Origin of the sequence: Serratia sp. CY84636, from assembly GCF_052166245.1 — a bacterium.
In the GTDB taxonomy this organism is placed as follows: domain Bacteria; phylum Pseudomonadota; class Gammaproteobacteria; order Enterobacterales; family Enterobacteriaceae; genus Serratia; species Serratia nevei.
Map to the genome: position 1 here is coordinate 1,588,803 of NZ_JBJNOX010000002.1, position 23,931 is coordinate 1,612,733.

The 23,931-nt window shown below is 57.3% G+C and carries 25 protein-coding genes, 2 tRNA genes, 1 pseudogene and 1 riboswitch; of the genes and pseudogenes, 15 read left to right on the plus strand and 13 right to left on the minus strand.

Annotated elements, in window-relative coordinates; all coding sequences use genetic code 11:
• From ACJ8QI_RS11970 to ACJ8QI_RS11985, 4 genes are all read right to left on the minus strand, one after another.
• Entirely contained in the window at window positions 1–1,167 is a 1,167-nt protein-coding gene (locus ACJ8QI_RS11970) for a MupA/Atu3671 family FMN-dependent luciferase-like monooxygenase (RefSeq protein WP_442532546.1), read from the minus strand.
• On the minus strand, window positions 1,160–4,279 hold the full coding sequence (locus ACJ8QI_RS11975) for a type I polyketide synthase (protein ID WP_442532547.1): 3,120 nt from the start codon (window positions 4,277–4,279) through the stop codon (window positions 1,160–1,162). Before ACJ8QI_RS11975 ends, ACJ8QI_RS11970 begins: the two co-directional genes overlap by 8 nt.
• Before the next feature lie 444 nt (window positions 4,280–4,723).
• Entirely contained in the window at window positions 4,724–5,293 is a 570-nt protein-coding gene (locus tag ACJ8QI_RS11980; protein WP_134268201.1) for a GNAT family N-acetyltransferase, read from the minus strand.
• A gap of 144 nt (window positions 5,294–5,437) precedes the next feature.
• Entirely contained in the window at window positions 5,438–5,620 is a 183-nt protein-coding gene (locus tag ACJ8QI_RS11985; RefSeq protein WP_134268199.1) for a hypothetical protein, read from the minus strand.
• A 325-nt stretch (window positions 5,621–5,945) separates the two neighbouring features.
• Here ACJ8QI_RS11985 and ACJ8QI_RS11990 point away from each other — a divergent pair.
• Window positions 5,946–6,044 (plus strand): annotated as a pseudogene (locus ACJ8QI_RS11990) (integrase core domain-containing protein); the annotation flags it as partial.
• An 89-nt stretch (window positions 6,045–6,133) separates the two neighbouring features.
• Here ACJ8QI_RS11990 and ACJ8QI_RS11995 read toward each other — a convergent pair.
• The 3 genes from ACJ8QI_RS11995 to ACJ8QI_RS12005 all read right to left on the minus strand — a co-directional run bounded on the left by ACJ8QI_RS11995 (window position 6,134) and on the right by ACJ8QI_RS12005 (window position 8,093).
• Window positions 6,134–6,712 carry an inovirus Gp2 family protein gene (locus ACJ8QI_RS11995; RefSeq protein ID WP_442532696.1) on the minus strand — a complete coding sequence of 193 codons (579 nt, stop codon included), beginning with the start codon at window positions 6,710–6,712 and terminating at the stop codon, window positions 6,134–6,136.
• Window positions 6,713–7,156: 444 nt separating this feature from the next.
• Window positions 7,157–7,636, minus strand: coding sequence for a DUF3987 domain-containing protein (locus ACJ8QI_RS12000; protein WP_442532697.1), 480 nt, complete (start codon window positions 7,634–7,636; stop codon window positions 7,157–7,159).
• Between the two features lie 28 nt (window positions 7,637–7,664).
• Window positions 7,665–8,093, minus strand: coding sequence for a DUF3987 domain-containing protein (locus ACJ8QI_RS12005; RefSeq protein ID WP_442532548.1), 429 nt, complete (start codon window positions 8,091–8,093; stop codon window positions 7,665–7,667).
• 47 nt (window positions 8,094–8,140) lie between these two features.
• Between ACJ8QI_RS12005 and ACJ8QI_RS12010 the strand changes: the two genes are divergently transcribed.
• From ACJ8QI_RS12010 to ACJ8QI_RS12040, 7 genes are all read left to right on the plus strand, one after another.
• On the plus strand, window positions 8,141–8,443 hold the full coding sequence (locus ACJ8QI_RS12010; RefSeq protein ID WP_442532549.1) for a hypothetical protein: 303 nt from the start codon (window positions 8,141–8,143) through the stop codon (window positions 8,441–8,443).
• A gap of 254 nt (window positions 8,444–8,697) precedes the next feature.
• The gene (locus ACJ8QI_RS12015) at window positions 8,698–9,156 is read left to right on the plus strand and encodes an antirestriction protein (protein ID WP_345790208.1); all 459 of its coding nucleotides are present in this window, start codon (window positions 8,698–8,700) and stop codon (window positions 9,154–9,156) included.
• Between the two features lie 27 nt (window positions 9,157–9,183).
• Complete coding sequence (gene radC / locus ACJ8QI_RS12020; protein ID WP_211130596.1) at window positions 9,184–9,663, plus strand: RadC family protein; 480 nt, start codon at window positions 9,184–9,186, stop codon at window positions 9,661–9,663.
• 28 nt (window positions 9,664–9,691) lie between these two features.
• On the plus strand, window positions 9,692–10,030 hold the full coding sequence (locus tag ACJ8QI_RS12025) for a type IV toxin-antitoxin system YeeU family antitoxin (RefSeq protein WP_211130591.1): 339 nt from the start codon (window positions 9,692–9,694) through the stop codon (window positions 10,028–10,030).
• A 59-nt stretch (window positions 10,031–10,089) separates the two neighbouring features.
• Window positions 10,090–10,458, plus strand: coding sequence for a TA system toxin CbtA family protein (locus tag ACJ8QI_RS12030; protein ID WP_198772672.1), 369 nt, complete (start codon window positions 10,090–10,092; stop codon window positions 10,456–10,458).
• On the plus strand, window positions 10,455–10,784 hold the full coding sequence (locus tag ACJ8QI_RS12035; RefSeq protein WP_442532550.1) for a DUF5983 family protein: 330 nt from the start codon (window positions 10,455–10,457) through the stop codon (window positions 10,782–10,784). Before ACJ8QI_RS12030 ends, ACJ8QI_RS12035 begins: the two co-directional genes overlap by 4 nt.
• 98 nt (window positions 10,785–10,882) lie before the next feature.
• Window positions 10,883–11,713 carry a DUF4942 domain-containing protein gene (locus ACJ8QI_RS12040; RefSeq protein WP_211130593.1) on the plus strand — a complete coding sequence of 277 codons (831 nt, stop codon included), beginning with the start codon at window positions 10,883–10,885 and terminating at the stop codon, window positions 11,711–11,713.
• Window positions 11,714–11,853: 140 nt separating this feature from the next.
• Here the strand turns inward: ACJ8QI_RS12040 and ACJ8QI_RS12045 are convergent.
• Window positions 11,854–11,943: transfer RNA gene (locus ACJ8QI_RS12045), tRNA-Ser, on the minus strand.
• Window positions 11,944–12,035: 92 nt separating this feature from the next.
• Here ACJ8QI_RS12045 and mtfA point away from each other — a divergent pair.
• Together mtfA and ACJ8QI_RS12055 are read left to right on the plus strand one after the other, a co-directional pair.
• Window positions 12,036–12,836: a DgsA anti-repressor MtfA gene (gene mtfA / locus ACJ8QI_RS12050; RefSeq protein ID WP_063990435.1), complete on the plus strand. Its 801-nt coding sequence runs from the start codon at window positions 12,036–12,038 to the stop codon at window positions 12,834–12,836.
• A gap of 99 nt (window positions 12,837–12,935) precedes the next feature.
• Window positions 12,936–13,011, plus strand: a tRNA-Asn gene (locus tag ACJ8QI_RS12055).
• 54 nt (window positions 13,012–13,065) lie between these two features.
• Here ACJ8QI_RS12055 and gap read toward each other — a convergent pair.
• From gap to ACJ8QI_RS12075, 4 genes are all read right to left on the minus strand, one after another.
• Window positions 13,066–14,076, minus strand: a complete 1,011-nt coding sequence (gene gap / locus ACJ8QI_RS12060) for a type I glyceraldehyde-3-phosphate dehydrogenase (RefSeq protein WP_049234371.1) — start codon at window positions 14,074–14,076, stop codon at window positions 13,066–13,068.
• 77 nt (window positions 14,077–14,153) lie between these two features.
• Window positions 14,154–15,128 (minus strand): GlxA family transcriptional regulator, encoded by a 975-nt coding sequence (locus ACJ8QI_RS12065; RefSeq protein WP_442532551.1) that lies wholly within the window; start codon window positions 15,126–15,128, stop codon window positions 14,154–14,156.
• Window positions 15,129–15,254: 126 nt separating this feature from the next.
• The gene (locus tag ACJ8QI_RS12070) at window positions 15,255–15,989 is read right to left on the minus strand and encodes an SDR family NAD(P)-dependent oxidoreductase (protein WP_142110161.1); all 735 of its coding nucleotides are present in this window, start codon (window positions 15,987–15,989) and stop codon (window positions 15,255–15,257) included.
• Window positions 15,990–16,002: 13 nt separating this feature from the next.
• Window positions 16,003–17,025, minus strand: a complete 1,023-nt coding sequence (locus ACJ8QI_RS12075; RefSeq protein ID WP_055313476.1) for an LLM class flavin-dependent oxidoreductase — start codon at window positions 17,023–17,025, stop codon at window positions 16,003–16,005.
• A gap of 150 nt (window positions 17,026–17,175) precedes the next feature.
• A riboswitch (TPP riboswitch) is annotated at window positions 17,176–17,278 on the plus strand.
• 62 nt (window positions 17,279–17,340) lie between these two features.
• Between ACJ8QI_RS12075 and ACJ8QI_RS12080 the strand changes: the two genes are divergently transcribed.
• From ACJ8QI_RS12080 to ACJ8QI_RS12095, 4 genes are read left to right on the plus strand one after another with little or no spacing between them, the layout of a single operon-like run.
• Window positions 17,341–18,024 carry a TenA family protein gene (locus tag ACJ8QI_RS12080; protein ID WP_442532552.1) on the plus strand — a complete coding sequence of 228 codons (684 nt, stop codon included), beginning with the start codon at window positions 17,341–17,343 and terminating at the stop codon, window positions 18,022–18,024.
• The gene (locus ACJ8QI_RS12085; protein WP_442532553.1) at window positions 18,021–18,761 is read left to right on the plus strand and encodes an ABC transporter ATP-binding protein; all 741 of its coding nucleotides are present in this window, start codon (window positions 18,021–18,023) and stop codon (window positions 18,759–18,761) included. The genes ACJ8QI_RS12080 and ACJ8QI_RS12085 overlap by 4 nt, the downstream gene beginning before the upstream one ends.
• Window positions 18,758–19,525: an ABC transporter permease gene (locus ACJ8QI_RS12090; RefSeq protein WP_180547441.1), complete on the plus strand. Its 768-nt coding sequence runs from the start codon at window positions 18,758–18,760 to the stop codon at window positions 19,523–19,525. The genes ACJ8QI_RS12085 and ACJ8QI_RS12090 overlap by 4 nt, the downstream gene beginning before the upstream one ends.
• 35 nt (window positions 19,526–19,560) lie before the next feature.
• On the plus strand, window positions 19,561–20,496 hold the full coding sequence (locus tag ACJ8QI_RS12095) for an ABC transporter substrate-binding protein (protein ID WP_060420414.1): 936 nt from the start codon (window positions 19,561–19,563) through the stop codon (window positions 20,494–20,496).
• Here ACJ8QI_RS12095 and ACJ8QI_RS12100 read toward each other — a convergent pair whose 3' ends face one another.
• Window positions 20,497–21,237, minus strand: a complete 741-nt coding sequence (locus ACJ8QI_RS12100; RefSeq protein WP_049198701.1) for a transporter substrate-binding domain-containing protein — start codon at window positions 21,235–21,237, stop codon at window positions 20,497–20,499.
• Between the two features lie 286 nt (window positions 21,238–21,523).
• On the opposite strand from ACJ8QI_RS12100, the gene opgB reads away from it, so the two are divergent.
• Complete coding sequence (gene opgB / locus ACJ8QI_RS12105) at window positions 21,524–23,827, plus strand: phosphatidylglycerol--membrane-oligosaccharide glycerophosphotransferase (RefSeq protein WP_442532554.1); 2,304 nt, start codon at window positions 21,524–21,526, stop codon at window positions 23,825–23,827.
• The last annotated feature ends 104 nt before the right edge of the window (window positions 23,828–23,931 follow it).

A 23,931-nucleotide genomic window follows, 5' to 3' on the forward strand; every position in this document is an offset into this window, starting at 1 on the left:
TCAGTTTACCTTAGGCTCTTGCCCTACCGGGCAGGAATGAGTGGGAGCAAGCTCACGCAAAAGGGCCAGACTCGCCAGCGTATCTTCGACACTGACGCCAAAATCAATCAGGCAGGCGATCTCATTGACTCCCATGGCACTCAAGGTGTGGGTGAGCCGGCGGCATTTTTCTACCGGGCCAAAGAGCGCGGCCTGCTCGAAATAACGCTCGAAAGCAAATTCGAGGAACTGCTCTTTGTTGGCATTCACACTTTGGCTGATATCCGCATCCACCAGACCATCGTATTGGCGGATATATCCCTCCAGATAACGCAACATCGGCTCACGAACCAGTGACTTAGCCCGGTGGATGTCGTTGTCCAGATAGGTATGCAACATCACGCTGATGGTTCCCTCTTGCGGCTCAAGGCCTGCTTTTTCTCTGGCCTGGCGATAACGCATAATGTTCTCTTCCAGCATGCTGAGAGAATTGCCCAGCATACAAAGCACGTTGCAACCTTGCTCTCCGGCCCGAACCCAGCCCTCCGGTGAACTGCAGGTCAGCCAGTAGCGCAGCGCGGGCTGTACCGGGCGTGGCCAGGTGCGGACCTTAACTTTTTCCCCGTCAACACCCGGCACGGTGACCTCTTCCCCTCTCCACAGACGTTGCATTTGTTCCATTCCTCTGGCCACCCGCTCACGACGGTCATGCCAGGCTTCAGGGCGTAAGGCAAAATCTCCTTTGTGCCATCCGCTGGCTAGTGCCAGAGCAACTCGCCCATTGGAGAGGTTATCAACGACCGACCACTCCTCGACAATCCGCACCGGATTGTGCAGAGGCACCACGACACTGCCCGCCCGCAGTTCCAGATTTTCTGTTTGCACGGCCAGTGCCGCGGCCAGCACTGAAGGGTTGGGATACAGACCACCAAACGCGGTGAAATGCCGCTCCGGCAACCAGATAGCTTTAATCCCGTTGCGATCGCCAAATTCGGCACAGCGGAACAACATGTCATATTTATTGGCCGCGCCATCTTCATCACTGGCCGAGAAAAAAAACAAACTGAAATCTAGTGTGCCGGTGGTCTCGGGCAACGGTTTCTGTGCTCTTTGCGCGCTACGCTGACGCAGTTGCTCCCTTTGCTGAGGCGTCAGCCCCGCCAACTTTTCTTTGAGGAATTCATTCATCAGTTGCCCCTTGCCCTTCCTGCAACAATGCCAGCAGTTCGCTTTCGGAAAGGTTACCCAACTCGCCGAGCAGCGTGTTCAACTCTGCATCATCCACACTGTTGAATAGACGTTGTTCAATAAGCGCGGAGAGATCTGCTATCGTGGCAGCATGGAGCAATTCGGAGAGATGGATCTCGCAGCCAAAGTTGGCGTTAATCTTGCTTACAATCTGCAAAGCCCATAACGAGTTGCCACCGAGATCGAAAAAATTCTCATCAGGCTTGATAGAAGGCAGAGCCAGTACTTCCTGCCAGATAACGGTGACTTGCGTCTGAATATCACTCTCCAGAGCAGGACTGGTGGCATCGGGTTGTTTCATCGTGAGGTTCCTGACAGGGGTTGAGGTATGAGAATCGACAGGTGGTGCCATTACCATTAATTGGCTAAAAAAGGCCTGAATCTCTTGCTGGCTGCGATATTCCTTACCATCAAGACTCAGTGCCGCACCGCGAGAGGCTAACAACTGACTGATGGCGGTGGTATCAGCGATAGGATGAGGTTCAGCCCAGTAATTGCTACGGTTAAATCCGTAGCCCGGCAGGCTATACCGCTGAAGATCCAGAGGAGTGGTCATTAGTGCCCCATAATCTAACGCTACACCTTGGGTCCACAGTTCCCCCGCGGCCTGCAGCAGCGCGGCAGTTGAATGTTCTGCACGGGAGGCATGTGGCTGACTGCTGATCGTCACGGCGTCAGGCAAGACGCCGCGGGTCAGTGATGACAACGCGTTGCCCGGTCCGCACTCCAGCAAGACGTCCACTCCCTGCGAAGCAATACATTCCAGCCCCGCCGCAAACTGCACCGGTTCACGGATGTGATCCGCCCAATAATGCGCGGACAACGCCATTTCAGTGGTCAATATCTGGCCGGTGACATTCGAAACAATCGGAATGAGGGGCGCATTACGGGGTGTGGCAGCCACGGACTGAAGAAACTCTTGTGCCGCAGGCGTCATGGAGGCCGTGTGGAATGCATGTGAAGTCTGCAAATAACGGCAGGCGACTTCCTGTTGCAATAGAACCTTTTCCAGCTCCTCAAGCAGCGTGGCATCGCCGCCCACCACACAGGTGTTATGCTGGTTGATGACGGCAATTTCCAGCCCAGGCGGTAGCAGAGTCTTCAGGATAGTGGCACTTTGCGACACCGACATCATGCGTCCGGGGCATGCGGCCTGCATCAGACGTCCCCGCAGGCACACCAGACGCATGGCATCATCAAGGGAAAATACCCCCGACACACAGGCGGCGACCCACTCGCCAATGCTGTGGCCGAGTAATATCTCCGGCTCAACCCCATGCTGACGCCACCATTGTGCCAGCGCCCACCCGGTCGCAAACAAGGCCGGTTGCGCATACTCTGTGGACATTAACGTGTTTGCATCCGACTCCAGCAGTGTCAGCAGGTCAACGTCAAGATGGCGATGCAGACAGCGTGCCGCCTGATCCAGCCAGTCACGGTAATCCGCCCGTTGATGATAAAGCGCCAGCGTCATTTGTGGGTATTGAGAACCTTGTCCAGGGAACAGGAAGGCCACCCTGCAGTCGTCCCTGATAACCTTTGTACTGATATCCGCCGCCAGTAACTTTTTGGCCGCCTGATCGACCTTTTCTGCCGTGATTGCCATGCGCCAGGTAAAGTGGCTACGGCTTAAGGCCAGTGTGGTTGCCAGACCCGCTAAATCAGCATCCGTGTGTGACACCAGCTTCGCCGCTAGATTTTGCCGCTGGTGTTCCAGAGCAGCCTGACTTTTAGCTGACAGCAGTAACAGCGACGGCTGCGCGAGGGTTACAGGCTGAGAGGTCTGTTCTGGCGGTTGTTGCAAGATCAAATGGACATTGGTGCCGCCAATACCAAAACTGCTGACAGCGGCCAGACGCGGCATGCGGTCGGATTGCCAGGACTCTTCCTGTTGTGCAATACGAAACGGTGACTCTGTTAATTTCAATGCTGGGTGAGGAGTTTCACAATGCGGCTGTGGGGGAATAATCCCATCACGTACTGCACAGCATGCCTTGATCAGCCCGGTGACCCCGGCGGCGGTACCAAGATGGCCGATATTGGCCTTGATAGATCCCAGCGCACAGAAACCAATACGCCCAGTATGCTGCATCCAGGCCTGAGTCAGCGCACGAATTTCAATAGAATCACCCAACTGAGTGCCGGTACCATGAGTTTCTATATAACCGATATCGTCTACGCTGACATTCGCAACAGCCAGCGCATCGGCAATAACGCGAGCTTGCCCGCTGACACTGGGAGCGGAATACCCGACTTTGTCATTACCGTCGTTGTTAACAGCACTGCCAAGGATCACTCCGTGGATAGCATTACCATCTCGAAGCGCATCCTCAAGGCGCTTGAGAGCAACAATGGCAATACCGGCACCGTCGATCGTGCCATTAGCATCCACTGAAAATGGGCGACACAGGCCATCCGGTGATAAGAATCCACCGGGGATGGCTAACTGAGACTCAGCGCTAAAAGCCGGTATTGCGGCCCCGCCCGCCAGCGCAACGTCGCATTCCCAGGTCAGAAGACTGTTACAGGCAAGATGAACGGCAAGCAGCGACGTCGAGCAGGCCGTATTGACACTAATGGCCGGGCCACCCAGGCCCAGACGATAGGCAATAAGCGTAGCCGCACTGTCTTTGCGGTTCATCATTTGCAAATAGTCCGGGCCAAAAGCGGCTAAATGACGGGGGTTGTGCTGTAAATGTTCTTCGAAATAGCGGGAGTGGCGTACACCGGCGAAAATACCCGTGCGCAAGCGCTGATCTTCATGGCATCCGCCAGCCTGTTCCAATGCCAGCCAAGATTGCTCCATCAACAACCGAAGCTGCGGGTCGAGAGCTTCGGCCTCTATTGCACTTAACCCGAAAAACTCGGCGTCAAAAAATTGAGGATTTTCGAGAAGTGGACGACGATGGATCCAATTTTGCCCCGGTTTTTCTTCAGTGGTTGCTGGAAACTCATGAATTGAAACAATGCCAGACTTAATATTTTTCCATAACAAATCGACGTCTTCGGCGCCTGGGAAAACCCCTTGCATTGCAACGATGGCTATATTCATTTTTATTTACCAGAAAAAACATTGAAAAGCGCCTACCGAAAAGGCACCACGTTTATTCCTGGCAATAAATTACCACTTATAAGATAAAATTATATTTTATGTATTATTATTTAATAATTAACTTTAGTTTTTTTACTATATATCTTTGTAATGAAGTGTCAATACCATTGACATGAAAAATTCACAAAAATCAAATCACCCTTTAGACTGGCATTGCTTTCACATAAAAAACCAAAATCCTTATCATTATTTGGCCACCTCACTAACTTTTAGTCTCGAGAAAGAATAAAATGCTAATGGCAATTGTTGAGATAAAAAACAAAAAAATTACCAGTGAGGTTAAAATACAAAAAAATCAATCGGATAGCATAGATTTTTTTACCCTTACCTAATTTCATAAGAGGATTTTATGACAATGAGCTATGGAATAAGAACTTCTTATTTTCAATAAAAACCCAACATCTTGCCGAAACAAACAGCTTCAGAGCGGCCAACATAAACCCCATAATTTTCAATAACCTGATAACCGTTCTTCAAATAAAAGTTTACCGCAACATGATTAATCCTTCTGGTTTCGAGACAGATACGCTGATAACCATAACTTTTAGCCGCGGATTCTAACTCTTGCAGAATTCTTAGTCCTAGTCCGGATTTCTTTTCCATTGCAAACATCCTTTTGAGTTCACAAGTTGTAGAACTCAAAGGACGAAAACCGCCACATGCAACGGCCTCTCCGTTTCTCAACGCCAGTAGAAACAGTGCACTTTCTTGGGAAAAATCTGCTAAATCGGCATTCTTCGAACCATCATTTCCTGTTATGTGATTAAGAGCTGCGTTTAATTGTTCAATTAACAAAATAACACGTTTGTCATTTGACGGGTCTATAACAGGTTTGATTTCAATATTCATTATTACCTCAAATTTTTTGTTAAAATTAAGTTCGAAGCGGCAAAGCTGGTTGTCGACCATGGGTACACGCACGTGAAAGCCGCTGAGACAGTCAATGTCAGTCATTCGCACCTCCTTGGGCATCGGACTTGTTCATCTTTCGAGCTTGCTATCATACCTGCTTTTCGGGCAATCAGCGAAACAGGACCCCGTTGCTATAGACCGAGTTATGCTGTTTGATGGTGAAGTTAAAGGTAAATCCACGATCCTTCACTGGCTGACCGTGCCGTCGTATTCGATATCGTATTTCACATTGACGATGCCATTGGTATTTTTCAACAGAGCCTGTTCAGGAAAAACAGGGATGATTTTGATGATGGCGCAAGGTGCCGCACCGGCACCGTGCGTCGGCTTAATGCACAATACAGCAGCGGCAAACGTAGGTTTTCTCATGTCATCATCCATTGGTTAAAAATGAACTTTTGCTGCAAGACTTCTCCTCGACGATCGTCCCTAACTATAGGGCAGACCTGATAATATTGCGTTGCTGCGGTGATCACAGCTCGCCGTACAACGCGGCGGGTTCCGCCAGTGCCGCAAATTCGGCAGAGCCAGACCGATGTCACCGTTCTCCTGCACATGCAACGAGACATGTCGCCCTTGATAGCTGCGGGTGCGATTGCCATCCCGACGAGTGCGCAGCAGGCGGCACAACTCGGCGAACACCGGCCTGCTGAAGGTCGCGCGCAGCTGTCCGGATGCGCGAACGACAGTGTAAAATCTGGCGATGGCGTTCAAACATTACAACGAATGGCATCCGCACAGCGCGTTAGGCTACCGTTCGCTGCGGGAATATCTTCGACATCGGCAAGCTTAAATAATAGATCCGATGACTCTGGAATTATGGGGGACATACCCACCAAATCTATTCATCATTATCTGGCTGTAGACATCCCCCCAATAATCCTATCCACGACTCGTCCCAATGGAGCGATATCCGTCGTCGTAACACTTTGTATGGTCTTTTGCCAGGTAATCCATACGTTTCAGTAAATCGGTAACCTGTTGCATATAATCAGAGGAATTACCATTCAAATAATACATCCCATTTTTAGTCAGATTAGCCAATGCCGAATATTGTTCCCTGTCCACATTTAATGCACTGCACCACGCCTGCTGGATTAATGCAGCTAAACTGTCATTTGAATCAAATTTTCCAGCGCCGTAGTAGAAGTCTTTATTCAGCAGGAGTAAAACGTGATAATGCTTACGGCGATTACGCTCACCGACCTCCCGCACCCACGCATAGCGCAATCTATTAACCCAATTACGTCTCCAGCGTCGATTCTTCTTTTGGCAATCCACTTTCAGTTTGGCCTTCAGCGATTCGATAAAACGGGTAACCTCTTTGTTGGATAATCCATATTGATAACCTCGAGGAAAACGCAAATCAACTCTTAAAGCTAAAGTGCGTGGAAACTCACTTACAGCATCCTGAATAACATCATAAAATGCCTGTTGATATTGAGAATTATAGGAATACATTTTCACCTTGACCCCATAGTAAACCGCCTGCTCATTTGGTTAAATCAGATTATTTCACGATTACGCATGCAGAGTACAAACCCACACCTGTTACATTGGGTATCCCCGGCAATAATTCAACACTTAACCAGACCATTTATAGTGGGCTCATTAAGCCACCATCATTAATCACATGTCATTGTTAATAGATTTATCACTCACACTCACGACGCATGAATAAAGTATCAACAGAGTGGTTTTATAGAGAGAGTAGATAGTGGTATCAAACATATATAACTATACCGACACCACATTGTTTATTTATCACCTAAAAACAAACTCCACCACCGGAATAAAACCCATGACAATAATAAACATCAGAAACAATTTTACTCTGAAATTAGTTTTGCGCTTTTTTTATAATTGCTGCTCAAATCCTGCGACAATCGCAACGGTAGCAATGCATTAGTACACAAAAACCGGATTTTTTGTGAACGAATTGTTATGAAAACGATGGTATTCACACACAACTCTTGCACCATTGCGTGAATAGTCAATTTCTATTGCTTCCTCCCTTTCAAGGCTATCAATCACTCTGTCCAACAACTTTCCTTTTCGTAACGCGTTAGGTCCAAAGCGCCGTATATCATTATACCTGACATGATTTCGTCCCGTTCGGGAATACTCACGATGCAACCAGGCCAATAACAAGGCTTCATAATAGCCCCCTTCATTACCGAAAATATTTACAGCCTGTTGCATGTACCACTCACATAGCGACCATGCACTCTCCACATAATGCCTTTTTACTGGGCATTCGCCCTCCGAAAAATAACTTAATAGGGCAGCGAGTCGGGCAACGTTATTCGCCAACTTAGACGCAAAATCATTCATATTGGCATACTCTTCATCGGGACCGATACGGCTCTCTATTTGATTGTAAATGGCCTCCCATGCATACTGAGCTGAAGGCTCAAACGATAACCCCCCCCCGTTTGATTAATGCATCACTTTCCACATCCTCTGCTAATATTTCATTTATACGCTGATAAAAACCCTCTAAAAACCTTCTTTCGCTGGAATACTCTTTAATAAAACGCTCACCCTGCGTGGTGAGACGTTCATCAATCAATACCGGTAAGCAACGCGCAAAAAAACCACTTCCACGCGCTCGTTCCCCCTGTCGTTTTAAATACAGATCAAACAGTTTTTTCTGCACCATAACTGACAGCGTGATACGCCCATTTTCTATCGTAAAGCTTTGTGTCGTTTTACGGTCAACATGAAAGCTGACACCATCCCACATTGAGTTAATAAAGCTCAAATCATTCATTACCTTCCTGTCCAGAACATTAGCACCTTCATCAGCAATCAGCCCTATATGTGCTGAATGGCTATGCATCGCAGTCTGTAATGCTTCAGGCGTAACATCCCTATAAGACCATGTTCGTGATGTTCACCGATGCCGCGGGACACTCACTGACCAACTATGATGCGCGGACGCAAACGCGGTTATTTTATGTCTCTGCTGATGGCAGTGACCCCATCCCATTTAATGACGTGCTCTCCCGAGTGGGTGCGGATAACGTGCGCTTCGCCTGGAACAAGCTGCGCAAAGGCAAGACGGTGATCGTTAGCGGTGAAGGGATGCAAACCACCCGTTTTACGCTGAAAGGCGCCGGACAGGTTTTGCCCGCGTTTTCGCAATCCGACTGTAAAGTCGGCGCCGGCATTCCCACCGGTGAAAACTAATCTTTTATCCCCCACTTTTATTCGCTAACGATGGCTCACTTCCAAAGAAGATAGTTGGCTGATGCGCTTCGAAAATACACACTTGTCAGAGAGACTTGTCTATCACGATGACAATGTGCCTCCCTGACTGATACCCAAATGCCCCGTTCATCCGAGCGGGGCATTTTTTATGGCGTGATACCGCCGTTTCTCGCTGTCCCCAACGCGGCCGGCTGCTGCCTGGCCCAATCCACCTCAACGTAAGGATAATATTTGTGAAAGAGAATACTGCCAACAGCACACCATCAGCACGTCCGATAAGCAACCACTCAACGCTGACCGCGAGTCTCGTTAATGACGAAGATCGCCTGTCATTTTGGCTACAGCACTTTGGTGACATTCCGCGATGGCTTCACCTCGAGTCAACAATATTTTCCTGGCTCAACCTTCTGTGTAAGGACTACCACGGAGATTATTGGGAGTTTTACACCCTCAGTAACGGTGGGGCATTCATTATCCCGTCCACCGAAGGCGAGTACATGCTCTTTAACGCGCTTAACGGCAATAACGCAACGGTAGGACATGAGGCCGCCGGCATCATCGCTTGCCTCATCACTTACAGCCAACACGCCTGCCGCACCGAATGCGACGCCATGACCGAACATTACTATCGCCTGCGGGATTACGCTCTCAGCCATCCCGAAAGCAACGCCATCATGCGCATCATCGACTAACCCTGCAGACAACGGCACACCATCATGATGAATATCACCTTATCTCCGGCAACCGCCGGTTTGCCCTTGCCCACCCAACGCACCATTCAACGAGCACTGGCGTTGCTGGAGCAGCATTTACGCAAACCGGGTGAGCCCTTCACTGCCCCGTTCATGGTGCGCGACTGGCTGCGCCTGCAGATGGCCCGGCTGGAGCGCGAAGTCTTTATGGTGCTCTATCTCGATAACCAGCATCGCCTGCTGGCGCATGAATCCCTGTTTAGCGGCAGCATCGCCAGCACCCAGGTGCATCCGCGTGAAATCGTGAAGGGTGCACTGAAACATAACGCCGCCGCGGTCATTGTTGCGCACTGCCATCCTTCTGGGCATTCCGATCCCAGTGAGGCAGACAAACTTATCACCCAACGGATACAGGACGCGCTGGCGCTGATTGACGTCCGCGTGCTGGACCACTGCATTGTCGGCGGCCTGACCGTGTACTCGTTCGCCGAACACGGGCTCTTATGATTTATCCGACGCAATCAGGAGGCACTACATGCCATCAACCCATAATGTTCCCGCCTGGGGACTAAAGCGCAACGTCACGCCGCAGTTTGGCGCCCGTCTGGTACAGGAGGGGGAACGGCTGCATTTTCTGGCCGACCGGGCAGACATCAGCGGTATTTTCAGCGACGCCCAGCGCCGTGACTTGGAGAATGCTTTTCCGCAATTTATCAAACATCTGGAATTGATGCTGCTATCTGGTGAGCTCAATCCGCGCCATCAGCACTGTGTCACGCTGTATTGCCATGGCCTGACCTGTGAAGCAGATAGCCTCGGCTCATACGGCTACGTCTACATTGCGATTTATCCGACACCTGAAACACTCAGGTAAAACTCTCCCGTATTTTTAGTCTCACATCATTTTACTATCCAACAAAAGAGATACGCCTTATGCGAACAGTACCCGTATCATCCACTCGGGCGGCTTCGTCGTGCCCGTCCCCCATAACTGTCTGGCAATCCTTGCTCGCCTACCTGCTGGCGCAGCACTACGGCCTGACGCTCAACGACACCACTTTCAGCGAGGATGCCGTGATACAAGCCCATATTGATGACGGTATCTCCCTCGCGGATGCGCTGAATACCATGGTGGAAAAATTTGATCTGGTGCGCATTGACCGCAGGAGCTTCACCGGTCAGGCGCAATCGCCCCTTGTGAGCGTTATCGACATCCTGCGCGCCCGCCGGGCCTGCGGCCTGATGATGCGAACCGGCTACCGGGAGGTCACACGTGCCATTCAGGGGGGCAAGCAACCATGAGCAGTGACACACTCCCCACCGGCGCACTGCTCACGGGTATCCAGTGCAGTACCGCCCACATCACCGACGGAGATAACTCTCTGCTGTATCACGCCTCACACCAGCAGGAGGAGTATGCCCACGGTGAGTGGCTCCATTTTACCGGAACGGGCTACCTGATTAGGCTCAATGCCTGGCGGCATCCGGTACTTCATCTCAAACGGTTAGGGGCGTCAAAAGCCTGCCGCCGGTTGGTTGTTACGCTGATGAACCATCACTCCATCGCTCTCCTGAACCTCGACGCTGCAGGCGATATTCTGTCGGGGATTGAGACCTTTGACTGGTGAACGCCCCGGCATCCTCCCTGACCCAAACACAATGACAGCCACCACAACATAGCACCCGCCCTTAAACCGGCGGGTGTTTTCATTACGGAGAACGAAATATGCAGACTGAACCTGAAGTATTAACCGGCCACACAGACGTGATTTGCTCTACCAGCATTGAACGTATCGTCACCGGACGCAACGCCGCGCTGACGCAAATAGAAGCCTTAATCCACCAGCTTGATGCTATCTCAACGCTGACCAACAGCATCGGCGGCGGTACGGCAAAGGACTGGGGTATGCGACCTGGCCACCGCTACGACTGTTGGTTTACGGAAAAACCGGAAACCGCCATGAAGGCGATTACCCGCAATATCGACCGCGATATATGGCGAGACCTGATGCTAAAGTCCGGCATGCTGAGCCTGATGGACGCACAGGCCCGTACCGAGTGGCACAACAGTCTGGAAAATGAGGATATCCCCGCCGTCAGCGAAAGCAACATCCTCAGTACGTTTGAACAACTCCATCAAAGCAAAGAGGAGGTATTTGAGCGCGGGGTGATAAACGTTTTCAAAAGCCTGAGCTGGAATTACAAGTCGAACTTACCTTGTAAGTTTGGGAAGAAAATCATCGCGGAAGGCGTCGTAAAACACGACAGATGGGGATTTGGTCTGAACTGGGGCTGGCAGCGCGACCGGTTAACGGACCTTGAACGCATGTTGATGCTGCTCGATGGGCAGCCTATCCCCGACAATCGCGAAGATGTCACTCGCCGTCTCGGCGATCACATTCATGCGCAAAGGAACAGCACTCGCTACGAGGATGAGATGTTTACGATAAAGTACTTCCAGAAAGGGACCGCGCATATCACTTTCAAACGCCACGACTTAGTTCACAAATTGAATGACATAGTCGCAAAGCACTACCCGAATATGCTGGCTAAGTGATAACGTGTTCTGCAGAAAGTTGTCTAATAGAGTCCAGAATGAATCAAAGCAAGCTAGTCATGAATGGCATACTGATTGGCATACCGGAAGATAGTAAAATGATAAAAAACTATTTAACTCAATGAGATAATAAAATTTAGTGGCGGAGAGAGGGGGATTTGAACCCCCGGTAGAGTTGCCCCTACTCCAGTTTTCGAGACTGGTCCGTTCAGCCGCTCCGGCATCTCTCCTAACAACGCTTGCTATCATGCCCGCTTTTACGGCATTTTTACAGCATTAGCATACCGCTGAACGTTCAAGTGATGAGTTTACGAGCAACCTGATGATTAAATGGCCGTGGAAAGCGACTCAACCCTCTCAACCCCAGGCAGACACTCAGGCCCAGTGGCAGGACGCGTTGGCGATCCCGCTGCTCTCGCCGCTGAATGAGCAGGAGCAGCAGCGGCTGGTGGCCGTTGCCGGGCAGATCTTGCAGCAAAAGCGCATCGTGCCGCTGCAGGGGCTGCAGCTCACCTCGCAAATGCAGGCGCGCATCGCCCTGCTGTTCGCCCTGCCGGTGCTGGAACTCGGCGCGGAGTGCCTCGACGGCTTCAACGAAATTCTGCTCTATCCCACCCCGTTCGTGGTGGAAGACGAATGGCAGGACGAAATTGGCCTGGTGCACTCGGGGCCGGTGGTGCAGTCCGGCCAGAGCTGGGAACAGGGGCCGATCGTGCTCAACTGGCAAGACGTGCAGGACTCTTTCGATCTGTCCGGTTTCAATCTGGTGATCCACGAAGCGGTGCATAAGCTGGATATGCGCAACGGCGGCGTCGCTACCGGCGTACCGCCGATCCCGCTGCGCGAGGTGGCCGCCTGGGAGCACGATCTGCACGCCGCGATGGAAAGCCTGCAGGACGAGATCGACATGGTCGGTGAAGAGGCCGCCAGCATGGATGCCTACGCCGCCACCGATGCGGCCGAGTGCTTCGCCGTGCTGTCGGAGTATTTTTTCAGCGCCCCCGAGCTGCTGGCCGAACGCTTTCCGGCGCTGTATCAGCACTTTTGCCGCTTCTACCGCCAGGATCCGCTGGCGCGCCTGCTGCGCGCCCAGGCGGAAAACGACGCGCAATGGGCTGATTGACGAGCACATTGCTCAGATACCGAGCAGTCGAACCACTCAAGGCAATTTAGCGTTGACACACCCGGGGCTGCTGGATATCATGCGCCCCGTTCACACGATTCCTCTGTAGTTCAGTCGGTAGAACGGCGGACTGTTAATCCGTATGTCACTGGTTCGAGTCCAGTCAGAGGAGCCATATTTAGAGAAGCCCGCTTAAGGAAACTTAAGCGGGCTTTTTGCTATGGGGCATTTACAGCCCGCGTTTTTCCATCAGCAGCGCCAGATCGACCAACCGATTGGAGAACCCCCACTCATTGTCATACCAGGCGAGCACTTTCACCAGGTTGCCGCCGATGACCAGCGTAGACAAACCATCGATAATCGATGAGCGGGCGTCGCCCCGGTAGTCGCTCGACACCAGTGGTTCATCGCTGTAGCCCAAAATTCCTTTCAGCGGGCCGGATGCCGCCGCCGCGCGGAAAGCGGCGTTGATTTCCTCCACCGTCGCCGGGCGTTTCAGCGTCACCGTCAGATCGACGATCGAGACGACCGGCACCGGCACCCGCAGCGAGTAACCGGTCAGGCGGCCGTCGAGATCCGGGATCACCTTGCCGAGCGCTTTGGCCGCGCCGCTGGAGTAAGGCACGATCGACTCTGCCGCAGCCCGCGCGCCGCGCAGATCTTTTTCCGGCTGATCGTGCAGCGCCTGGCTGTTGGTATAGGCGTGGGTGGTGTTCATCAGCCCGTATTCGATGCCGAACGCCTGATGCAGCACCTGCGCGGCGGGTGCCAGCCCGTTGGTGGTGCAGCTGCCGTTGCTGACCACTTTATGCAGCGCCGGATCGTAGAGCTGGTCGTTAACCCCCATGACGATGGTGATGTCGTCGTTCTTGGCCGGCGCCGAGATAATCACCCGCTTGGCGCCGCCGTGCGTGATGTGCACTTCCGCCTTGGCTTTCTCGGTAAAGAAGCCCGTCGCTTCGATCACCACGTCCACGCCCACGCTGCTCCACGGGATCTCGGCGGGATCGCGCTGCGAAAACACCTGAATCGGCCGGCCGTCCAGCAGCAGCTGGTTGTCACCGGCTTCCACCCTGGCCGCCAGCGTGCCGGAAAGCGTGTCGTATTTCAGCAGGTGCGCCAGCGTCTTGCTGTCCGTCAGATCGTTGATCGCCACCACTTCAAAATCGCTGCGCCCCAGCGCCGCGCGCAGCACGTTGCGCCCGATCCTGCCGAAGCCGTTAATGCCTACTTTCACCATGATGCTCTCCTCGTTTTGGGCTTTGCCTCAAATCTAGCCCTGCCACGAGGCGGCGTAAATGACGTTTACCGATCAATTTACGCCAAATTGCGCGCGTGGAAGCGTTCGCGGTATTCGCTCGGGGTCAGCTGCAGTTTGCGCTCAAACACCCGCCGCAGGTTAAGGCCGTTGCCGAAACCGGTGGCCAGCGCGATCTGTTCGATGCCCTCCGCACTCTGCTCGAGGCGCTGCCTGGCGGTATGCAACCGCCCTTCTTCGACGAATTTGGCGGGAGAAATGCCCGTCTCGCGGGTGAACACCCGGGTAAAGTTGCGCGGGCTCATCGCCACGCGTTCGGCCAACCGATCGACGCTGAGATCGTCGGCGAGGTTTTCCAGGATCCAGGACTGCAGGTCGCGGATCGGGCCCGGCGATTTGGCCTGGTTGAGCGGGTAGCGGCTGAACTGCGCCTGTCCGCCGGGGCGACGCAGAAACATCACCAGATCCTGCGCCACTTCGCGCGCCTGCACGAAGCCGTAATCGTCCTCCACCAGCGCCAACGTCAGGTCGAAGCCGGAGCTGACGCCGCCGGAGGTCCAGATCGGCCCATCCTGCACGTAGATCGGGCCGTTCTCGACCTGCACCCGCGGGAAGCGCGCCTGCAGCGTTTCCGCCAGCCGCCAGTGGGTAGTCGCCCGCCGCCCGTCCAGCAACCCGGCTTCGGCCAGCAGCAGAGCCCCGCCGCAAACGGAAGCGATACGGCGCGTCTGTGGCGCCGCGCGGCGCAGCCAATCCGCCACCAGGGCGCCCTCTTCTTCGGTCGCCCCCTTGCCGGCAACAATGACGGTATCGCGCGGCAGGGCCGGATCGAGATCCGCCAGGCGATGATCGGCCAACAGGCTCAGCCCGGACAGGCCGTGCACCACCCGATGGGATTGCGTGGTGGCGACCGCGATCTGATACAGCGGCGTCTCGACAGGGCTCAGACGGTTAGCCTGCATCAGGATATCGGCGATGCCCGCCGCTTCGAACAGCATGCCCCCTTCAGGGACGATAATCAGGAATGTGTGCATGGCAAAAATAGAGAAAACAGTCAAAACAGGTCAGACAGCCACTGTATAAGAAAAGCCTCGCCGGTTCACCCTGCGGGCATAAAAAAGCCCGCAGGCAAGCGCCGACGGGCCAACAAAGCACTGTCCTCAAGCCTGCGGCAGGTTCACCCCGCCGGCGCGCGCCAACTGCGCCAGCAGCGCCGTTTGAAACGCCTCGTCGTGCACCGCCGCGTGGGGATCGAACCGTTGCTGATGGTGCCAATAGCCGCCGGACGCCAGGACCTGCGGCTCATCGCTGGTCACCAACCACGCCTGCGTCACATGCCCCAGCGCCAGATCGTCGGGCGCATCCGCGCCGCCCATTTTGGTCGGCACCCAGCCTGGATCGACCGCGCTGCTGATCACGTCAGGCCACAGGCGCGCCACGGCGGCGGCCAGCGCGGTGACGAACAGCTTGCTGTCCGAATAGGAGCCCGCAGCGCCGCCGAGCCAGTCTACGCCGTTCAGTTCCGGCACGCCGTCAAAGTGCATGCTGCTGCTCAGGTAGACGATACGCTTGGGGCGTTCGATCAGGGCCGTCAGCAGGTAAGGCGCAATCACGTTCACCGGCATCACCTGCGGCCCGGTAAACATACCGGCGTTGTGGATCACCGCGTCCGGGCGGCCGAGGCGATTGACCTGCTCGGCAAGCTGCCGGATCTGCTGCACATCGGACAGATCGCCGATCGCCGCCTGCGCACCGCGATCCAGCAGATCCCGCACCGCGTCCAAACGGCCGGGCTCACGCGCATGCAAAATCACCTGATGCCCTTCGTCCAACAGCGTTTGCGCGGCGGCACGGCCCAGCCCGTCTACCGAACCGGTAATAAAAATGCGTGACATGTCACTCCTCCGTTTAGCGCCAGCCGAGCGCCGGCGCGACATGGGTTAAAATCGATTCGATCACGTGGGCGTTGTAATCCACGCCCAGCTGGTTAGGCACGGTCAGCAGCAGCGTATCCGCTTCGGCGATGGCCTCGTCCTGCGCCAGCTGCTCGATCAGCACGTCCGGCTCGGCGGCATAGCTGCGGCCGAAGATCGCCCGGGTCTGCGCGTCGATATATCCGAGCTGATCGCCCTCCTTGCCACCGCCGCCGAAGTAGTTGCGATCCCGCTGATCCACCAGCGCGAAGATGCTGCGGCTCACGGAAACCCGCGGCTCATGCGCGTGGCCGGCCTCTTGCCAGGCGGCGCGGTAGGCGCGGATCTGCTTGGCCTGCTGGATGTGGAAGGGTTCGCCGGTCTCGTCGTTCTTGAGCGTCGAGCTTTGCAGGTGCATGCCGAGCTTCGCCGCCCAGACGGCGGTGGCGTTCGAACCGGCGCCCCACCAGATGCGATCGCGCAGCCCGGCGGAAAACGGCTCCGGCCGCAGCAGCCCAGGCGGATTCGGGAACATCGGCTGTGGATTGGGCTCGGCGAACCCTTCGCCGCGCAGCGCTTCCAGGAACACTTCGGTATGGCGGCGGGCCATGTCCGCGTCGCTCTCGCCATCGGCCGGGGCATAGCCGAAATAGCGCCAGCCGTCGATCACCTGCTCCGGCGAGCCGCGGCTGATGCCGAGCTGCAGCCGCCCGCCGGCGATCAGATCCGCCGCGCCGGCGTCTTCCACCATGTACAGCGGATTTTCATAACGCATGTCGATCACGCCGGTGCCGATCTCGATGCGTTGGGTTTTGGCGCCGATGGCGGCCAGCAGCGGGAACGGCGACCCCAGCTGGCGTGCAAAGTGGTGTACGCGAAAATAGGCGCCGTCCGCCCCCAGATCTTCGGCGGCGACCGCCAGATCGATGGACTGCAGCAGCGCATCCGCCGCGGAACGGGTGCCGGACTGGGCGGAAGGCGACCAGTGGCCAAACGAGAGAAAACCAATCTTTTTCATCGGGAATCGTCCTCAAAGGCAAAATCATCGGCCTACAGTGACAAAAATCGCGCGCTCTGCGCCAGCAAAATCGCCCCCGATCGCACTAAACGAACCGATTGCCGCCGCGCCGCCCGGCGATTGTAATCAAAAAACAAATGTCGTATAACAAGCAGCTCCGAGGGGTGTCCTGTTACGGGCTGAGATGGCGCAAGCCGAACCCTTTGAACCTGATCTGGGTCATGCCAGCGAAGGGACGGTTAGGCAACAACGCTCTCACCCGTTGCCTGTTCATACCCCAGCGTGCCCGGATCTCCACTGACTCAAGGAGGTCCCATGTCCATCACCACCCTGTTCGAAAGCGGTCTTTACGGCCGGTTGCGCCAACAAGCCGGCAGCCACTGGCAAGATTACGTCGATCACCCGTTTCTGCAGCAGCTGGCCGCCGGCACCTTGCCCGAACGCGCTTTTCGTCGCTACCTGACCCAGGACTATCTGTTCCTGCTGCACTTCGCCCGCGCCTACGCGCTGCTGGTCAGCAAGCTACGCACCCTGCCAGAGATGCGCGCCGCCACCACCTCGCTCAACGGCATCGTCGCCGAACTGCCGCTGCACGTGGCCTACTGCGCCGAATGGGGCTTGAACGAGGCGCAGATCGCCGCCCAGCCGGAAGCGGCGGAGACCATGAACTACACCCGCTACGTGCTGGATATCGGCCATGCCGGCGACGCCCTCGATCTGCTGGCCGGCCTGCTGCCCTGCGTGGCCGGCTATGCCGAAATCGGCCTGCGGCTGCTGCACGACCCCGCCACCAAAATGGAGGGCAATCCTTACGCCTCCTGGATCCGCAACTACGGTGACGAGGGCTATCTGGCCGGCGTGCGCGCTGCCATCGAGCTGCTCGAGACCGTCGGCCACCAGCGCGGCGCACCAGGCCGCTTCACCGAGCTGGCGCAGATTTTCACCACCGCCACCCAGCTGGAATCGGCATTTTGGCAGATGGGGCTGAACGCCTCATGACCTCCCCGCTTCTCCCGCCCGGCATCCAGGTGCAGGATCTTAGCCTGCGTTTCGGTCAGCAAATCGTCTTCGACCGGCTGAGCTTCGACATCGCCGGCGGCAGCTTCGTCGCCCTGCTCGGCGCCAGCGGCGCCGGCAAAACCAGCCTGCTGAAGATCATCGCCGGCCTGGAACGGGCGACCTCGGGCACGGTGACCGGCAGCGACGGTTTGCCGATCGCCGGGCGCATCGCCTACATGGGGCAAAAAGACCTGCTCTACCCATGGCTGACCGTCGAGGAGAACGTCGCCCTCGGCTCGCGGCTGCGCGGCGAAGTGACGGATCGGGCGTGGGCGGCGCACCTGCTGGAGCGCGTGGGCCTGGCCGCGCATGGCCGCAGCCTGCCCGCCGCGCTGTCCGGCGGCATGCGCCAGCGCGCCGCCATCGCCCGCACGCTCTACGAACGCCAGCCGATCGTGCTGATGGACGAACCCTTTTCCGCGCTGGACGCCATTACCCGCGCCGAGATCCAGAGCCTGGCCGCCGAACTGCTGGCGCAAAACACCGTGCTGCTGATCACCCACGATCCGATGGAGGCCTGCCGCCTGAGCCACCGCCTGCTGGTGCTGTCGCCCTGGCCGCTGGGCCTCGACGATAGCCACCGCATCAGCGGGCAACCGCCGCGCGCGCCGGATGACGCCGACCTGCTGAAAAGCCAGGCCGAACTGCTGCAACAGCTGGTGAGGGCCGCGCAATGAATATTGCCAAAGAGCGTGGGCTTACCCGCCTACGGCGTGGGCTGACGGTGTTTGCCGGCCTGCTGCTGCTGTGGTGGCTGGCGGCGCAAAGCGGCATTCCGGCCTTTCTGCTGCCCACGCCGAGCGCGGTGGCGCAGGCGCTGTGGGACGGGCGCGGCTACCTCGCCTGGCACACGCTGGTCACCGCTTCGGAGATCGTCAGCGGGCTGGCGCTGGGCGTGCTGCTCGGCGCGGCGCTGGCGCTGGGCATGATCTTCTCGCCGCGCCTGCAGCGCTGGCTGATGCCGCTGGTGCTTACCAGCCAGGCGATACCGGTGTTCGCCCTGGCGCCGCTGCTGGTGCTGTGGTTCGGCTTCGGCATGAGTGCCAAGGTGGCGATGGCGGTGCTGGTGATTTTCTTCCCGGTGGTGTCGGCCTTTTTCGACGGGCTGCGCCGGGTCAACAACGACTATCTCGATCTGGCGCGCACGATGCGCGCTTCGCGCTGGGCGCAGCTGCGGCACGTGCGGCTGATGGCGGCGCTGCCGGCCTTCGGCTCCGGCCTGCGCATGGCCGCCGCCGTCGCGCCGATCGGCGCCATCATCGGCGAATGGGTCGGCTCGGCCGAAGGGCTGGGCTACGTGATGCTGAACGCCAACGCGCGCATGCAGACCGACGTCTGCTTCGCCGCGCTGTTTATTTTGGTGCTGATGACCGTGCTGCTGTGGGCTGCGGTGGATGCGCTGCTGCGGCGCCTGATCGCCTGGGCGCCGGAAAACGACTGATGATTGCAACCATAACCAGGGATAAAGGAACGACCATGATCAAACAAACCGTTTGCGGGCTGCTGCTCGGCGCCGCCATCACCGGCCAGGCCGGCGCGGCCGAAAAGCTGACGCTGGTGCTCGACTGGTACATCAACCCCGATCACGCGCCGATTATGGTGGCCGAGCAGATCGGCGCCTTCAAGGCCGAAGGGCTGGACGTCAAGATCGTGCCGCCGTCCGATCCGGCGCTGCCGCCGCGGCTGGTGGCCGCCAAACAGGCCGACCTCGCCATCACCTATCAGCCGCAGCTGCATTTCTTCGCCGATCAGGGCCTGCCGCTGATGCGCGTCGGCACGCTGATCAACACGCCGCTGAATACGGTGATCGCGCTGGATAAAAACATCACGTCGCCGGCGGATCTCAAGGGCAAAACGGTGGGTTACTCGGTCAGCGGCATCGAACAGGCGACGCTGGCCACCATGGTCGAACACGAGCACCTCAAGCCGCAGGACATCAAGCTCATCAACGTCAACTTCCAGCTGACCAGCGCCCTGCTGGCGGGCCAGGTCGATGCGGTGATCGGCGGCTACCGCAACATCGAAGCGCTGGAGCTGAAGCTGCAGGGCAAGACGCCGGTGGTGTTCAACGTCGAAGATTACGGCGTGCCGGCCTACGACGAGCTGATCATCGTCGCCCACCGCGATGCGGTGAACGAGCCGAAAATCCGCAAGTTCCTCGCCGCGTTGAAGCAAGGCAGCGACTACCTGCATGCGCACCCGCAGGACACCTGGCTGGCGTTCGCCAAGGCGCACCCGGAGCTGAATACCGAGCTGAACAAACAGGCGTGGCAAGCCAGCCTGCCGCTGTTCGCGCGCGATCCGGCCAAGCTGGATCGGGCACGCTACCAGGCTTACGAACAGTTCCTGTTCGACAACAAGCTGATCAAGAAAATCACGCCGGTGGAACAGTACGCGGTAGAGCTGGACTGATCACGCCGAGGCGGCCGGTGGCGCCACCGTCACCTCGCCCTGGCCGCTGCGCTGCAAGGCCGCCTTCACCAACCCGTTGGCTTTGCAGCGCTCGATAAAATCGTTCACGTAGGCGGCGCCCTGAGTTTTTTGCCGCGGCACCGCCATCGCCTGCCGGATGGCGGTGAAGTGCCCCTCCAGCACCCGGTAGCCGGGATGGGCGGCCGCGGCGGCCAACAGCGGCTGGCGCACGCCGGCCGCCGCCTCCAACCCCCGTTCGAAAAACAGCGCGATCGCCTCGGCGGAGGTTGCCGCCCGCACCAGCTGCGCCTGCTGCAGCGTGCGCGATAAAAACAGATCGTACGCCGCCCCCTGGCCGACCGCGATGCGCACCTCCGGCCTGTCGAGCTGCGCCACCTCAAAGTAAGGCGCGTCGTTCGCCACCAGATAGGTTCCCTCGATGATCACGTAGGGCTCGCTGAAGGCGATCTGCGCCGCGCGCACCGGCTCGATGGCCATAAACGCCAGGTTCCAGGCGCCGCTGTCCAGGTCGGCGAATACCTTGCCCGCCGCGTCATAGGTGACCAGTTCGAGCGCCACGCCCAGTTCCTGGGCCAGCGCGGCGGCCAGCTCCACCGAAGCGCCTTGCGGTTTGCCACCGGCCCCGGCCTGTGCCAGCACCGGATTGCCGTAGTTGATCGCCGCGCGCAACACGCCTTGCGGGGCCAGATCGTCGAGTACCGCGGCGGGAATCGTCTGCATACTTCCTCCTGAATGGCTGATGGGCGCACCGTCGTGGCGCTCATTAAGCGTAGAGCGAAACCTCCGACCAGCAAGCTTTCGCCGCCGAGGCCGCCGTCGGCGTGATTAACGTCACACTATTGTCATAAAAATGTACAATAGCCGCCGCTCGTCGGCCGTAGCGGGAGATCGCGCGTTGTTCCGCCGCCGGCAATAGGCTATACCCTTCACTTTTCGCGCCGCGGCACGCTCGGCGGCGCAACCCAGGGCAGCAACGGTTTTATTTCAATCAGACAAGGTTTGGCGGATGGTTTTAGCAGTCGTTTCGTTTGTTCTCTTTTTGGCGTCGATTTTGATTTATCGCACCCGGGCCGCCGCCAACCGCTGGTGGTTCGCCATTCTGCTGACGCTGCTCGGCAGCTATCTGGTGCTGAACGTCATCCTGATCGCCAGCAACTACTTCACCGGCGACGGCATCACCGACGCGGTGATTTACACCGTCACCAGCAGCCTCAAAGGCGCGGGCATCAGCAAATACGTGCTGCCGTTTATCGGCCTGCTGGCGGGGTTGGGGCTTATCTTCGCGGTGCTGGCCCGCAGCATGCTGCGCCGCAAGGCCAAAGGCAGCAGCGTGGCCTACAGCGTCGTCGCCGTGCTGCTGGCGCTGTTTTCGGTCGGCACCACCCCGGCGTTTCAGGACATCTCGCTGCTGGTCAAGAGCCAGATCGTCGGCGATACCGCCGATTTCACCACCTACTACAAGGCGCCGAAAAAGACCGTGCAGGGCAAACGGCCGAACCTGGTGTACATTTATGCCGAGAGCCTGGAGCGCACCTACTTCGACACCGAGCTGTTTCCCGGCCTGGCCGACGAGCTGAACGCCCTGCGCGCGGGCAGCATCGATTTCAGCAACACCCAGCAGTTGCCGGGCACCGGGTACACCATCGCCGGCATGGTCGCCTCGCAGTGCGGCATTCCGCTGTTCGCCCCCTTCGACGGCAACGCCTCCAGCGCGGTCTCCACCTTCTACCCGGAGAACGTCTGCCTGGGCGACGTGCTGAAGGCCGCCGGCTACAGCAACTATTTCTATCAGGGCGCCGAGCTGGCGTTCGCCGGTAAAGACACCTTCCTGAAATCCCACGGCTTCGACCACGTTTATGGCTTCAAAGAGCTGCGCGAACAGGTCGCCGATCCGAGCTACAAAAACGACTGGGGCTGGTACGACGACAGCGTGCTGGACGTGGTGTACGGCAAGTTCGTCGAGCTGTCCAAACAGCGCCAACCCTTCTCGCTGTTTACCCTGACCGTCGATACCCATCACCCGGACGGCTTTATCTCCGCCGGCTGCAGCAAGAGAAGTTACGCCTGGCAGAACAAGGAAAACCGCTCGCTGAGCGCAGTGGCCTGCAGCCAGCAACACATCGCCGCGCTGATCGACAAGATCAAACGCTCGCCCTATTTCAACAACACCGTGATCGTGGTGTCCTCCGATCATCTGGCGATGAACAACACCGCCTACGATATCCTGACCAAACAGAAGCGCCGCAACCTGTTCTTTATCATCGACGGCACCCGGCCGCTGGCGGAACAGCGCAACGAGAAACGCAGCACGCTGGACAACGGCGCCACGGTGCTGGACGTGATGGGCGGCGACAATTACATCGGCCTCGGCCGCAGCAGCCTGTCGGCGCCATCGCTGTCTACGGTGTTCCTGAACATCGAAGAGAAAATCAACGGCTGGAAACCGGCGGTGATCAACCAGTGGGGCCTGCTGAACCGCATCAGCGACTACAGCGTGGATACGCGCCAGCGCAGCTTCAGCTTCTCCGGCGTCACCTACAAGGTGCCGTTCATCCTGCGGGTGGGCGATAACCGTATCGAACCGATGTTCAACGTCTACCTCTCCACCCCGCTGCGCAAGCAGCTGGCCGGACTGGGGGCGGGGGAGAAATTCGTCTGGGTCGATAAATGCTACGAGATCGGCCGGGTCTGGGCGCCGAAACTGGCGCTGAGCACCGACATCTGCGTGGCCTCCGGCACCCTGGCCTCGCCGCCGCAGATCGTGCAGGCCAGCGGCGAACGCTTCCGCGGTAAGGTGAACTTTACCGCCCCGGCGGCGGACAGCGTCGCCGATTACCAAAACGCCGTCGCTCGCCTGCAGGTGGAAGACGCGGCGATGAAGTACCAGGCGGACAGCATCGAGTTCATGCTGCCCGGCCTGCCGGAGCAGGTGAAGGCCATTACCGGCGTTTCCGGCGTCGAGGAGTGGGGCCGCTGGTCCGACGCCAACCTGGCGCCGGCGGTCGACATCGATTACGTCGATCCGCTGCCGAAGACCTTCGATCTGGTGTTGCGCGCCCGCGCCTACGGCAACAACGTCGGCGAACCGATTTCGGTGCGCGTCGGCGACGAAGAGCGTTTCGTGTCGCTCGGCGAACAGGACAGCACCGTCACCCTGCGCTTCGACAACCCGCGCGGCGCGCAGAAGATCAGCATTACCCCGCCGGCCCCCACCGAGCCGAAAGAGAGCGCCAGCGGCGGCTTCACGCCGAAGAAGCTGGGCATCGGGCTGGTGTCGCTGAAGGTCGAAGCGGCCGCCCCCGCCTCCTGATCCCCACGCCTTCACGGGCGCGGTATTTTCTTTGCCGCGCCCGTCATTTCGACCAAGCTTTTACGCCCTTCTTCGGCTAACCTGTGACGGTAAAACGCCGCAAC